The following is a 14,660-nucleotide window of genomic DNA, read 5'->3' as shown; positions in this document are numbered from 1 at the left end:
TGTTGTAAATAACAACAGCAACCACCAAGAGTGCTAATATTAAAAATAGGCCTGGGCCACCTAAAAACTTTAAAATATCCATAGTTCAGAATTTTGTTGGTAGTAAATGTATTAATTTCCTATCAATGGAATGTATTTTCTTCGGAATTTGATAAGTAATGCCACTCCTCTATATGCTACCCATACATTCATCGCAATCCAGATTCCTAATAACCCCCAACCCATATATTTCGAAAAGTACAAAACGGGAATAAACCCTAAAAATGTGGCACCTAATAGTACATTTCGCAAATACTTCATTTCTCCTAATCCTTTGAAGATAGAATCCAAAGTAAATGCAAGCGCATTCAAAGGAAGGCTTATTAAGACCATAAAGAACATCCCGTATAATATCGTTAATACCGTTTCATCTTTATTAAAAATAAGCCCTAGAGGTTCATAAAGCAATATTCCGATAATCACCAGAGACGTTGAAACTAATAAGTTGTAGAAACTCACTCTTTTAGTTAATTTCCATAGAGATTTGTAGTTGCGTTCTCCCAAAAGTTTTCCAGATAAAATATTGCCTGCCGCGCCATAGCCATCCAAGAAGAATGCAGTAAATATCCATATATTAAAAGCAATAGTGTGTGCTGCAACATATTCCTTTCCTAAATCGGCAGCTTCACGAGTTGCTAGAATTAATGCTACATTTAAAGAAACAGAGCGAAGAAATAAATTCAGGCTCATAGATACTAATCGGTTAATTTCGTGATGAAGAGGCATTTTTAGCTTAAGAGAAACATTGGTTTTCTTCATCAGAAATGCAAAAGCTAAGATTGCCATTATTATTTGTGAGATTAAACTAGCCCAGGCTGCTCCTTTAATTCCCATCGGCTGTATTAAGCCTTCAATCCCGTAAACTAGGGCAAAGTCTAAACCTATGTTTAATCCAGCTCCAAGCGAAGCAATTATCATTGGCCAAAAAGTGTTTTGTAGGCCACGAAAGATTCCAAAAACTGCAAATGTGAATAGCGTTAGTGGAAAGCCCCAAACCCGAATATTGTAGTAGTCGATACTGAAATCGAGAACAATGCCTTCTGCATTCATCATCGAGAATATTTCCTCAACGAAGAAATAAGTAGAAAAAAGTACAATTATACTTAAGCCAATATTAAAATATATGGCTTGTGCTGGAAAATTTTCTAGTTCGCTTATTTTTCCTGCCCCTAGATTTTGTGCTACTATAGTTGAAATTGCACTTCGTGTTTGTCCTAAAATCCAAATAAGGGCCGATAGGAAAGAACCTACAATTCCGACAGCTGCGAGAGATTCTATACCAAACTCTTTAATGTTACCAACCACTGCTGCATCTGTAGCAGAAAGTACAGGTTCGGCAATTCCAGAAATTATAGCTGGAATTGCTAGTTGTTGAATACGTTTAAAAGAAATATCTGTTGTACGCATATAACGTGCAAAGCTACAAAATAGGATTTGTTAAGCTCTATTATTTCTTCAAAGGAAGTTCATAACAGTAAAATGGAAACTCGCTTTGGTTTGGGAAATAAATGTTTTCTAACTGCTTATATCCACGCGCCTTATAGAATTTTTGATTTCGAATGTTTTTGCTAAAAGTGTCTAGTCTTATTGAAACGATGTTTTTCTGAACGGCTAATTCTTCAGCAAAATCCATCAAATTTCTTGCAATTCCCTTTCCTTGATGCTTCGGATGAACTGCTAAGCGATGTATGTAGTAATTATTTGAATTCGGTGTAAGCCATTTCATACTTTTATACTCTTCATCCATTACTGTTGAAATAACGATACATCCTAAAACAATATCCTCAGATATATAAACATACAATTCACTTCTTTCTATGTCTTTTTGAAAAGCTTCAGCATTCGGATAGGTTTCATTCCATTGAAATATACCATCACCTTTCATCTTTTCACCACACGCTTTGGTAATTGCAAGAACTTGGTCTATTTCAGAAATATTTGCTTTTCGAATCATTAAATTTTATCACCGCTTACAAAGCCATTAAGTTTATAAAATTATTGAAAGTTTTCAGTGTTGTGCTCACAGTCTTTATAAAAAAATAGATGTATATTGAAAAAAGTAGTACTTTCGCAATCTAAATAATCCTTTGGGGGATTAGCTCAGCTGGCTAGAGCGCTTGCCTGGCAGGCAAGAGGTCACCGGTTCGACTCCGGTATTCTCCACAAAAAACCACTGCTTTTCAGTGGTTTTTTTTATTTAAGAAAATCGATAGTAATTGCTACTGTTTGTGATAAAGCTTCAGGCAAGCTATTTTCCTCCCATGGATGTTTGGCATTAAAAACGTGATCAGCTCCTTCTATGATAGACAATTTGCTGTTTTGATTCCAAGAATGAATTGCTTTACCCTCTTTTAATGAAACTGTAGGGTCTTCACTTCCGTGTATTATAAGAAGTGGTTTTTTTAATTCTCGTACTGCTCGATGGATTGTAAATCTTTCTTCATTTTCTTTAAAATTCTCGTAAAACTGAAAGTTATGAGGTAGTTGTTGTTTGGTGCGGCTATTTTCGACGTGAATAACGCCTGTTTCTTGCCATTTGTAAAACTCTGGACTTCCTTCTTGAAATCTTGCTTTAAAATCGCTAACACTAGCCCAAGTAACAACTTTATCAATTCTCGGATCTTCCTCAGCCTTTATTAAAACAATGCCACCACCACGACTGTGACCGATTAAGGAAATCTTAGAAATATGTTTTGGAAGATTTTCGTTCCCATTTTCAATCTCGTGGAGAACTCTATCTAAATCATCCATTTCTTTACTGAAGTTATTTTCAGCGAAAGCATCCAAATCTGGAAAATCGATAGGTTGATTTACCGTTCCACCATTATGAGAAAAATTGAATTTTAAGAAACAAAATCCTGCATCAGCAAATTTTTCAGCTACTAAATGCCAAGCTCCCCAATCTTTAAAACCTTTATACCCATGGCAGAATATCACGATAGGTTGAGGTTTTTCTGTTTGCTTATAATAAACGTCGTAAAGGATTGGTTTTTTGCCTTCTGAAGTAAGTATTTGATTTTTTCTAACTATCATTATTCTATCTCTTTTTCTGTAAATGCAATGTTTGGGTCACAAATCTCTAAAATTAGCTTCTTTAATTCAATTGTAAAATTCTCTAAGGTTTCTTCGGTGATTAATTGGGTTTTATTTCTGCCTCTAGGTTTGTCTTTTTTCCCAAACTTAAGAAACCCACTGCCTAGATTTTTAAAAGAAATTATGCCAGCCTCTGCATTGTGTACAGGTATTTCTTTATTCATCATTAGAGCATAAGTAAGTACCTGAAATGCCTTGCTGTATTTGTAATCTTCATTAATTTCTTCCCATTCGGTAATCTCAACATCGCCTTGACTTACTTTTCCTGATTTATAGTCAATAATTCTTAAATGTCCGTTGTACTCATCAACACGATCAACTTTTCCGTGAATATTTACCGGAAACTCAAGTTCAGGTATTGGAACTTCTAATGTTAAGTCTGTTTCAATCTTTAAAATTTTAATAGTGTTTCCAGCTTCAACATCGGCTATTTCTTTGTCTAAGAAGTTTGATATATATCTTTTAGCCACTTCAAAAATGATGAGGTTTTTTCCTTTTGAGAATGTACCTCCTTTAAAAGTTCTTTTGAATTGAGAAGTAACTTCTTCATTAATTTTCGACTTCATTTCAATAATATGTTGAAAAGTAAGAACTTCTCCTTCTAGAGGTTTATAGAATTTTTCTAAGGTGTCGTGTACAATGGTTCCTAAGGTATTAGCAGCAACGGTTTCTTCAATTTCTTCAAACTCGTTTAACCTTAAAATTCTCTGAAAATAAAAGTCTAACGGATTTCTAATATACCCTGTTAAAGCTGAGGGAGAGAAGCCTTTTGATGCAATTTCTTTAAGTCGCGTCATTACTGCTTCCGTCTTTGCAATTTCTTTTAGGGAATGAGGCTTAATCTGTATTTTTGGAGACAGAATTCTTTTTTCAATACTGTGGTTTTCAAATTTATCAATTGTTAATTGTCGTATAAAACGACTTTTCTCACCTGTATTAAGCCCTTCTGAATTATTGTTGTAAAGTAACGTTACATTGTTTGCGCGTTGTAATAATCTATAAAAGTGATAGGTGTATATCGCATCCTTTTCGGAATAGCGAGGAAGATTAAATTGCTCTTTTAAATCGTACGTAATAAAAGAGGCATTTGACTTTCCTGAAGGAAAAACGCCTTCATTAACTGATGTGATTATTACATTTTCAAAATCCAAAACACGGGTTTCTAATACTCCCATTAGTTGTAGTCCGTCATATGCATCACCTTTAAAATCTAGGGAAGCCGTGCTAGTTAATTCAGCAAACAGAGTTTGAACGCTTTTAATAGTGTTTAAATAAGGATATTTTTCGTTTAAAGTTACAATTTTATTAAATACCAATTTCAACTCTTGAAGAACAAGGTGCTCAACACTATTAACCTTGTTTTTTTCCTGGATTGTTTTGATAATCGTTAAAGCTGAATTAACAGCTGTTGAAACATCGTCACTCCATTTTTCGAATAAAAGTTTTAATAGGTCTTTGCCTTCATTTTCTGTTAAACTTAATATTGTTTCACTTGAAAGGTGTGTAATATTTTCTTTTACTAGTTTTTCAGAAATACTTTGTGCATTAGGTAAAAACTTAGATGCTAATGGATGATTTAATATTGAAAGTATGTCTTTGTAATACAGATTATCTGTATCTCGAAGATGAATTGAAAACAGCAATTCAAAGAATACTACTGCAGGAAAATTTTTCAATGCAACCCCCATAGTTACATTAATGTTTTTTACATTTTCAGGTAGGGAATATAGAAGGGGGACGAGTAAGTTTTCATCGCCTAAAACTATCGCAGTTTTATTAATCTCTTCATCTGATAGTTCTGAAAGTAATTCTCCCACGTATTTAGCTTGCCCAATATTTTTTTGTACTTCTACTAGTTGAATGTGTTTGGGTTGTTTAAAATTATCAGAATGAATACTTGGCGGATTATTCTGGAAATATTTCCATTCCTTGATGTATTTTCTGATAAAATATGAGGCGCTGTGTTTTGGATCTTCATAAAATGATAGATCTGTATCCCAATAAACTTTAGTGTTACCGGTTTCTAGTAGTTCTTGAAAAATATATTGTTCAGCAGTGTTTAACGCATTAAACCCTACAAATAGATGTGTTTTATTTCCATTGCTATTTATATAATGCTCAATATTTGCAGCAGCTTCCCTATATACCATTCCTTGGTAGCCGATGTTTTCTTTTAATAGTAATTCTTGGATATTATTATACAACAAGGGCAGGCTTTCCCAGAACTTAAGGTAGTTTTCGATTAATTCAGTTTTTTCATCTGAAACTCCCCAGCGTTCTAAAGTTTTAATACTTGCCAAATAACCGAAAAAAGGAACTGTTTCAACTAAATAACGGTCAATCTCATTAAAGTCGTTTAGCAGTGTGGTCGCCCAAGTAGCGTAAGTTTCAAAATCATCTTTTTGTTTTATCGCAGCTGTATTTTGGTATGCCTGATAACTTTTAAAAAGTAATTCTGTATTATCTATTATAGAAAGATTGGATAGTTGTTCTATAAACTCTTCTATACTTAATATTTCGGGAGCGAATTGTGTGTGTGAAGCTTGTTTCTTCAATTCGTTCATAAGAAAGCCACCAGCTCTCTTACTTGGTAGGATAATGGTTACTTCGGATATATCCGAATAAGTATTTTTTATCTCTGCTAGGGTTTCTTGAATGAATGTTACCATAGCCTAAAAATAAGAAACGCCCCCGAAATTCGGAGGCGTTTCAAAAATATTTATTTAAAACTTATCGGCTGTTAATTATTTCTTTAAAGAAATTTCAACACGACGGTTTTGCTGTCTTCCAGCTTTAGTTTTATTAGTAGCGATTGGTCTAGATGGACCGTATCCTTCAGAAGTTAATCTGCTAGCGTCCATACCAATTGTAGTTAAGTAATCTTTAACTGAAGCAGCTCTTTCTTTAGAAAGTCTTTCGTTCAATTTTAAACTACCAGTACTATCAGTGTGACCTTCAATTTCGAACTTCGCGTTTGGATATTCTTTCATGATATCAGCGATGCTCTGAAGAACAGCGTAAGATTCTTTACGGATAGATGCTTTTCCAAGATCGAATAAGATAGTTTTAGAGTAATCGTTCAATTGCTTGATGATTTCTACAGAAACTTCTGGACAACCTTTGTTAGCTACAGTACCAGCAACATCTGGACACTGATCGTCTTTGTCAAGAACACCGTCACCATCTCTATCTGGCCAAGGGCATCCGTTGTTTTCTTTAGGACCAGCTTCGTTTGGACAAGCGTCGTCTTTATCAGCGATACCATCACCGTCAGCGTCTGGACAACCGTTAAGTTCTTTAAGACCAGCTACAGTTGGGCACTCATCTTTATGATCTGGCACACCGTCACCGTCAGTATCAGGACAACCGTTGAATTCAGCTAAACCTGGAGTTTCTGGGCACTCATCAAGTCTATCTTCAATACCGTCACCGTCAGTATCAGGACATCCGTTAAACTCAGCTAAACCTGGAGTTTCTGGACACTCATCATCTTTATCGTAGATTCCGTCACCGTCTGTATCTTTTCCACCAAATTGGAAAACAATACCTGCAGAGTGCTGGAAGTGAGAGATACCGTAAGCTTCTTCGAAAGCATGCTTGTAAGTAGACTGTAGGTTAAGACCTAAGTTTTCAGTAAACCATACTTTAATACCAGCAGTTGCGTTAGCAGTTCCAAAACCGATATCGTCAACCCAAGTATAACCACCACCAATACCAAGAGATGGGTCAAACCAACCACCTGGAGCGATAGCGTTTCTGAAGCTGTACTTAATAGCACCATCAGCACCGTAGTAGCTAAGGTCATTTGCAGCAACGTCACCTAGTCTGTCAATTCTGTTGATAGAACCAGCAGCAGTAAATACAAATCCACTACCTACATATCTACTGATAGCAAGTCTTGAAACAGATGGTAAAATGTTCCAGTGGTCGTTTGCATTAAAATACTCGTCAAAGATCTCCCCTCTCATTCCAGGAGCTTGTAAACGTAATTGATCCTCATTTAGACCAGCAGGGTAAACGTCAACAGCGTTTACACCAACTTCAACAGCCCAAGGATTGTTCTCGTCTTGTGCATTTGCTACTCCAATTCCTAAGAAAAGAATAGCAGCAACTAAAAATCTGTTAAGATGTTTCATATTCGATTGTTTAATTTTTAAGTGTTAATTAAGAGCAAAAGTAAGTTGTTAAATATTATAAACAAAAGCAAATCTAATAAAATTTTCCTAAAATGCTTGCTATTAAAGAAGAAAGCGGGCTTTTAGGACGGGATTACCTCTAATTCTTTTCCAATCTTAATAAAGGCATTTATTGCTTTATCTAAGTGCTCCTTAGTGTGTGCTGCTGATAGCTGTACGCGTATACGAGCCTTACCTTTAGGCACAACAGGGAAAAAGAATCCTATTACATAAATACCCTCTTCTAAGAGTCTGTCTGCCATTTTTTGCGATAATTTTGCATCGTATAACATAACTGGTACAATTGCAGAATCTCCATCGATAATATCAAAACCTGCTTCTTTCATTCCTTTTTTGAAATATAAAGTGTTTTCAGCAAGCTTATCACGTAAAGATGTATCTCTAGAAAGCATTTCAAATACTTTAAGCGATGCACCTACAATAGCAGGAGCCAAAGAGTTTGAGAATAAATATGGACGAGAACGTTGTCTCAACATATCGATAATTTCTTTTTTACCAGTGGTGTAACCACCCATGGCACCACCTAAAGCTTTTCCTAATGTTCCGGTAATAATATCTACACGGCCCATTGCTCCTTTTTCTTCTAAAGTACCTATTCCTTGTTCTCCAATGAAACCTGTTGCGTGGCACTCATCGATCATAACCAAAGCATCGTACTTATCGGCTAAATCACAAATTTTATCAAGTGGCGCTAATAAACCATCCATTGAAAATACTCCATCGGTAACAATTAATTTAAATCTTGCTCCATTTTCATTTGCGGCAATCAACTGCTTTTCAAGATCCTCCATATCATTGTTTTGATATCTGTATCGAGCAGCTTTACACAGTCGAACACCATCTATAATAGAAGCGTGGTTTAATGAGTCTGAAATAATTGCATCCTCTTCACCTAATAAAGGTTCAAAAACTCCACCATTTGCATCAAAACATGCAGCGTATAATATAGTGTCTTCAGTTCCGTAGAAATCGGCAATTGTTTGCTCTAGTTGTTTGTGTATGTCTTGAGTACCACATATAAAACGAACTGATGACATTCCAAAGCCGTGTGTATCCATTGTGTCTTTAGCAGCTTGGATTACCTCTTTATTAGCAGAAAGGCCTAAATAGTTGTTTGCACAAAAATTTAAAACTGTTTCTCCAGTAGAAACAGTGATTTCGGCATCTTGAGGAGAAGTGATAATTCTCTCTCTTTTATATAAACCGTTTTCTTTGATTTCTTCTAATTCTTTCTGTAAGTGTTCTTTTATTTTTCCGTACATATTATAGTTTTTTAAGACGTTTGTGTATTCTGATATTTAACCCAATAAAGTTCTGTGGGTTAATTAAAGCAAGGTCAAAATGCTTAACCAACTTCTAGAACTTTCAAAATTAAACTTTATTTATTACTATTTCACCTTCGTTACTATAGATAAGTATTTTTTGTAAAACCTCAATATCCATTTCCTGTAACGCATTAGCGTATTCTGTTAACTGATCGGCATGCCAAATATTTTGAGAACCTGTTTTGTAATCTATTATTACAGCAGTATTTTCTGAACTGATATTAATTCTATCTGGACGCAATACTAATCCCGTTTTTGTAATTACACTGCGCTCATTGTAAACTTTGTCATCGCCTTCAAATAAATTTTTTAAAGCTGAATGATTTATAATTTGATTTACAATATTACTTAATACTTCAAATTCTTCTTTCGGAATAATTGCACGTTCTTTTAAGTTGGCTAGAACCGTTTCGGCATCTTGTTTCGTATAAATCTTAGCCATTGTTTCGTGTAAAAGATTCCCGGCAGTAATTGCAGCTTGTATTTCTTCATCCTGAATTAAATTTTCTGATGAAACTATATTTAATCCGTGTTTTTTAGGACTACTAGATAGATATATAGGTAGCTGCTGCGAAACCATTTCTTTATCTTTTGAAAGCTTAGGTAAGTTTTTTCCAAATTCATAAATCATTTGATCGGAATTCCACATTCCTTTATTCTTTAAGAACTCCATAAAAAGTTGGTTGTAACTATTAGGTGTTCCATCTTTAGTCTCCGTTGGCGTTTCAGCAAAAACATATAGTTTTTCTACTGCACGAGTTAAAGTAACATAAAGCAAGTTTAGGTTGTCTAGCTCTAATTGACTTCTATGTTCGTAGTACATTTCTTTCCCGATTTCTCCATAATTTTCAATTTCCGACTTAAAGTTAATTTGTGCTTGATTGAAACTGAATTCATCATTTAAAGGGTACCAAAGTTTATCGTATTTGGCATCGTAAAGTTGAATGTCTGCAAACGGAAAAATTACCACTGGAAACTCTAAACCTTTAGATTTATGAATGGTCATTAATTGTACAGCATTTGCTCCTTCGCTAGAAGGGATAGAAGCGTTGTCTTTCTTGGTGTCCCAATAGTCTAAAAATGAAATTTTATCGGCTTGAGGTTGTTGTTCAAACTCATAAACTAAATCCATAAACCCGAATAAATAAGCATCGGCAACTTGTTGCATTTTGAATTTATCGATACAGTACTCGAATGCCTCGTATAAAGAAACAGATCGCATTTCTTTAAATTTAAAATCTATACCGTATTCCGATAGGTTTTCCGAGAATTTTGCTTCTGAAATATTTAGGAATTTCGTGAAAAAACTGTGCTTCTCCTCTTTAAGGTTTAAATGGTCGTGTAATAAGTCTAACAGATTAACTTTTGCTTCGTCATTCTTAGGATACAAACAAAGTTGTAATGTGAAAACTAAAGTTTGTACTAATGCAGAAGACTGAAGTAAAAGTGTTTCAGATGAAATAACGGACACTTCTTTTTCCATTAAAAAAGTACTTAAAGCAATTCCATCTGCTTTTCTGCGAGTTAGTATGCATATATCACTTTCTGAAAAGCCCTTTTCTTTTAAATCAAGTATTGTATTATATACAAGCTCACCGTAATCTTCTTGTTTCTCTTCCTTTCTCTGTTTCTCGATAAATTCAAATTTTATATAACCTTCTTTCTTGTTGTTTAGCTTTTGTTTGTTGCCTAACTCATAAAGTTTTGCGTGGGTTTCGTTAGAGAAATATGAAGCGGCAAAAGTGAAAAACTGATTGTTGAAGTCTATAATTTCGGCACAACTTCTATAATTTGTGTCGAGTGAAAGCACTTCTTTTTCACGTTGAAAAGGATTGTTGTTGCCATACAGTCCCATAAATTGCTCGGGAAGTCCACCACGCCATCGATAGATAGATTGTTTAGCATCACCTACCAATAAAAGGCTTCCCGAATTCGGGTCTATCTCTTGCGAAAGCGCATTGTCTATTAAAGGAATTAAATTATCCCACTGCAATTTTGAGGTGTCCTGAAACTCATCAATAAAAAAGTGTCGATACTTTTCGCCCATACGTTCATATATGAAAGGAGCGGGTTGATTTTTAATTTCTTTATTTATAATCGAGTTAAATTCTGAAATAGGAAGTATAGTTTTTTCTTCCTTAATCTTTTCAATTTCTTGGTTGACAAGATTTATTACAGAAAGAGGAGTGATATTTTTTAAGATTGAATCGTATAAATTAAACTTATTTACCATTTCCTTTATTTTCAAGTAATTTGAAAGAAAGGTAGGAGTTAAGCTATCAATAATAGAGGTTATCGAAGGATCTTCTGTAACTTTATAAAGACTTTTTCCTGTTTCTAAATTTTCCTGAAGTTTGTTGGCGTACACATTATATTCTCCAGATTTCAGTTTTAAAAAATGATTTGGTAATGTAGCTCTGGTGAAATCTGAGTGTTCTAAACCACTTTCATCTATAAGTTGAAGCGTCTCGCTGGCAATTTTTTCAATTTCTTCGGAAAGGTGTTTTCTTTTTAGAATTAGTTGCTTCTTAAATTCAAGAAAATCTTCAAGTGATTTTTGTTTTAACACCGAAACCTGATCGGCATCATTTTCATTAAAAAGTAATTTTGCAGCATTCGCTATATCACGTGATATATCCCAAGATTTATCGTCGTCGGTTTTTTCTAGTGCGAATTCGAGTAAAACTTTAGTGATTTCCTTGTTTTCTCCTGCTTTGCTTAACAACAAATCTACAGCTTCAGCCAAAAGTTCGGGAGTATCTAGAGAAACTTCAAAATTATTGGCAAGCTTTAAATCTCTTGCAAAAGTTCGAATTAGTCTGTGGTTAAAACTATCAATTGTTTCAACACTAAATGCGGCATAATTATGAAGTAAATTTTTTAGAATTCGTTTTGAGCGTTTTTGAATTTCTTCAATAGACATTCCAGTTTCCTCTGCAATAATAACTTGCATAGGTAAGGGGTCTGAAATGCATTTTTCATCACTGAAAGCAACAAGAGTTTCTACAATGCGTTGCTTCATTTCGGCCACCGCTTTGTTTGTGAAAGTTATTGCTAGCAGATGTTTGAAGTAGTCATCTTTTGTTGCAGAAAGAATTTGCTTTAAGTACTCTTTTACAAGCGTAAAAGTTTTTCCGCTTCCTGCAGCGGCGTCATATATAGAAAAGGAAGTTTGTTTTGTCAAGATTTTCACATTTTGCACTAAATTACTGTTTTTATCTCTTCTGAATCAAATTAATCTATAGCAGTATAGAAATCTTATAAAACCTATAACACTTTTTGATAGAGATAATGATTAAATTTGAGTCAATTTAGTAATAACCAATAAAAAAACGATATAATTATGTCTTTTGAATTACCAAAATTACCGTATGCACACGATGCATTAGAGCCTAATATTGACGCTCAAACTATGGAAATACACCACGGAAAACACCATCAAGGTTATACCAACAATCTAAATGCTGCGATTGAAGGTACAGATATGGAAGGAAAGTCTATTGAAGATATCTTAAAGAATTTAGATATGAACAACAAAGCTGTTCGTAACAACGGCGGTGGGTTTTACAACCATAGTCTTTTCTGGAAAGTAATGTCTCCAAATGGAGGTGGTAAGCCTTCAGGTGACTTGGCTAAAGCTATTGATGATGCTTTTGGAAGTTTTGATGCTTTTAAAGAGAAGTTTTCTGATGCAGCTAAAACTCAATTCGGTTCTGGATGGGCTTGGCTATGTGTACATAAAGGTGGAAAAGTAGAAGTTTGCTCAACTCCAAACCAAGATAACCCATTAATGCCAAATACTGGATGTGGTGGAACTCCAATCTTAGGATTAGATGTTTGGGAGCACGCTTATTATTTAAAGTACCAAAACAAGCGTCCTGATTATGTAGGAGCATTTTGGAACGTAGTAAACTGGGACGAAGTTTCAGCTAATTACTCAAAAAACAAATAATAGCAAGTTTTTAAATAACAGCTATAAATAAGAAATCCGCAATCAAATTGATTGCGGATTTTTTTATGGTGCTAAGTTTAATAAACTTAAATAGTTTTCAGCATTAATAGGCGCGACCTAAATTACCTTCATAGAAGTTTATGTAAGCGCGATTTACCACTCTATTTCCTCCTGCAGTAGGATAATCGCCAGTAAAATACCAATCTCCTAAGTTTTTAGGACAAGCTTTGTGCAAGTTGTCTACACTTTGGAAGATTAATTTAACCGGAGATTTAATAGTTTCAGAACTAATTATTTCAGCAATTTTATCTGAAATCTCCTCATCGGTAAATGGTTCGTATAGTTTCTTTACTTGGTTTACTACCTCTGCATCTTTTAGCGTTGACTGTTCAATACACTTGTTGTAAATTTCTTCAACTACCGAATAGGTGCCGCGTTCTTTGTGTAATTCTAAAGCTGCTTGGAATGCCACTAAGTCTTCAAGTCTCGCCATGTCTATTCCGTAGCAGTCTGGGTAGCGTATTTGTGGAGCAGATGAAACTACTACAATTTGTTTTGGATGCAACCTATCAAGCATTGTTAAAATACTTTTTTTCAGGGTTGTACCACGTACGATACTGTCGTCGATAATTACTAAACTATCTTCAGGTTTTACAACTCCATAAGTTACATCGTAAACGTGAGCTACTAAATCATCTCGACTGCTATCGTCGGTAATGAAAGTTCGAAGCTTAACATCTTTAATTGCGATTTTTTCAGTTCTTACTTTATGTGCTTGTATCTGCTGAAGTCTTTCTGCGGTAAGATTGTCTTTTTCACGAAGAATTACTTCGTTCTTTTGTTTGTTTAATTCGTCTTGTGCAGCATCCAACATTCCGTAGAATGAAGTTTCGGCAGTGTTTGGAATAAATGAAAATACTGAATTTTCTGTATCGTAGTTGATGGCTTCTAATACCTTAGGCATAACTAGTTTTCCTAGCATTTTACGCTCTTGGTAAATTTCTGCGTCGCTTCCACGTGAAAAGTATATGCGTTCAAATGAACAAGATTTTCTTTCTAATGGAGCAAGAATTTCGGGAGTACTTAACTTCCCGTTTTTCTTGATAATTAAGGCGTGACCTGGTTCAAGCTCTTTAACTGATTCAAAAGGAACGTTGAAAGTGGTTTGAATAGCTGGTCTTTCTGAAGCTACTACAATAACCTCATCATCCTGATAATAATACGCTGGTCTTATCCCTGCTGGATCCCTTAATACAAAGGCATCTCCGTGGCCTAATAATCCTGCCATTGCGTAACCGCCATCCCAATTGGATGCAGATTTACGAAGGATTTTAGCAACTTTTAAATTTTCTGCAATATAAGGAGAAGCTTGCTGCTTGTTAAGACCTTTTGTTTTGGCCTTTTTATAAAGCTTGCTTACTTCACTATCAAGAAAATGTCCGATACGTTCCATAACAGTAACAGTATCAGCTTTTTCTTTTGGATGCATTCCTAACTTAATAAGATTGTCAAAAAGATCGTTTGTATTGGTCATATTGAAATTCCCCGCAATAATAAGGTTGCGATGCATCCAATTATTCTGACGAAGAAAAGGGTGAACATTTTCAATACTATTTAAACCGAAAGTTCCATAACGAACGTGACCTAAAAACAATTCGCCTATATAAGGAATGTGTTTCTTTTGTTCTTCAACACTGTCCTTTAGTTCAGGGTTGTTTTTAAATTCTAGGTTTATTCTTTCGTTAATTTGCGAAAATATATCCTGAATAGGTTGTGCTTGATTAGAACGCACTCTACTGATATAGCGTTCTCCAGGCGATACATCCAACTTAATACTTGCAAATCCAGCACCATCTTGACCTCGATTGTGCTGTTTTTCCATCATAAGGTACATTTTGTTTACCCCGTAAAAGGCAGTGCCGTATTTTTCCTTGTAATATTCTAAAGGTTTTAGCAATCTTACCATTGCTATTCCGCATTCGTGTTTTAAGGCGTCGCTCATTTTTTGAAGATACTCGTTAAAGGTTAAGAGTTATTAAGTTGTGTTATTTTAAA

General features: G+C 34.8%; 9 protein-coding genes and 1 tRNA gene. 2 read left to right on the top strand and 8 right to left on the bottom strand.

Annotation, left to right across the window (positions count from 1 at the left end):
• Positions 1-111 precede the first annotated feature (111 nt).
• Together G3A46_RS00925 and G3A46_RS00920 are read right to left on the bottom strand one after the other, a co-directional pair.
• Positions 112-1,446 carry an MATE family efflux transporter gene (locus G3A46_RS00925; RefSeq protein ID WP_165144982.1) on the bottom strand — a complete coding sequence of 445 codons (1,335 nt, stop codon included), beginning with the start codon at positions 1,444-1,446 and terminating at the stop codon, positions 112-114.
• 40 nt (positions 1,447-1,486) lie between these two features.
• Positions 1,487-1,993 (bottom strand): GNAT family N-acetyltransferase, encoded by a 507-nt coding sequence (locus tag G3A46_RS00920; RefSeq protein ID WP_165144979.1) that lies wholly within the window; start codon positions 1,991-1,993, stop codon positions 1,487-1,489.
• 135 nt (positions 1,994-2,128) lie between these two features.
• On the opposite strand from G3A46_RS00920, the gene G3A46_RS00915 reads away from it, so the two are divergent.
• Positions 2,129-2,202: transfer RNA gene (locus G3A46_RS00915), tRNA-Ala, on the top strand.
• Positions 2,203-2,232: 30 nt separating this feature from the next.
• Here G3A46_RS00915 and G3A46_RS00910 read toward each other — a convergent pair.
• From G3A46_RS00910 to G3A46_RS00890, 5 genes are all read right to left on the bottom strand, one after another.
• A complete protein-coding gene (locus tag G3A46_RS00910) occupies positions 2,233-3,072 on the bottom strand; it encodes an alpha/beta hydrolase (protein WP_165144976.1) in 840 nt (279 codons plus the stop codon).
• Complete coding sequence (locus G3A46_RS00905) at positions 3,072-5,801, bottom strand: PD-(D/E)XK nuclease family protein (RefSeq protein WP_165144973.1); 2,730 nt, start codon at positions 5,799-5,801, stop codon at positions 3,072-3,074. The genes G3A46_RS00910 and G3A46_RS00905 overlap by 1 nt, the downstream gene beginning before the upstream one ends.
• Before the next feature lie 75 nt (positions 5,802-5,876).
• On the bottom strand, positions 5,877-7,268 hold the full coding sequence (locus G3A46_RS00900; protein WP_165144970.1) for an OmpA family protein: 1,392 nt from the start codon (positions 7,266-7,268) through the stop codon (positions 5,877-5,879).
• Positions 7,269-7,390: 122 nt separating this feature from the next.
• On the bottom strand, positions 7,391-8,590 hold the full coding sequence (kbl, locus tag G3A46_RS00895; RefSeq protein WP_165144967.1) for a glycine C-acetyltransferase: 1,200 nt from the start codon (positions 8,588-8,590) through the stop codon (positions 7,391-7,393).
• Between the two features lie 109 nt (positions 8,591-8,699).
• A complete protein-coding gene (locus G3A46_RS00890; protein WP_165144964.1) occupies positions 8,700-11,837 on the bottom strand; it encodes a UvrD-helicase domain-containing protein in 3,138 nt (1,045 codons plus the stop codon).
• A 159-nt stretch (positions 11,838-11,996) separates the two neighbouring features.
• On the opposite strand from G3A46_RS00890, the gene G3A46_RS00885 reads away from it, so the two are divergent.
• Positions 11,997-12,605, top strand: coding sequence for a superoxide dismutase (locus G3A46_RS00885; protein ID WP_206735935.1), 609 nt, complete (start codon positions 11,997-11,999; stop codon positions 12,603-12,605).
• Between the two features lie 103 nt (positions 12,606-12,708).
• Here the strand turns inward: G3A46_RS00885 and G3A46_RS00880 are convergent, their stop codons facing one another.
• Complete coding sequence (locus G3A46_RS00880) at positions 12,709-14,607, bottom strand: amidophosphoribosyltransferase (protein ID WP_165144961.1); 1,899 nt, start codon at positions 14,605-14,607, stop codon at positions 12,709-12,711.
• Between the last annotated feature and the right edge of the window lie 53 nt (positions 14,608-14,660).

Source organism: Aequorivita sp. KMM 9714 (genome assembly GCF_011065475.1).
GTDB lineage: Bacteria > Bacteroidota > Bacteroidia > Flavobacteriales > Flavobacteriaceae > Aequorivita > Aequorivita sinensis.
This window is presented reverse-complemented; position numbering and strand designations above follow the sequence as displayed.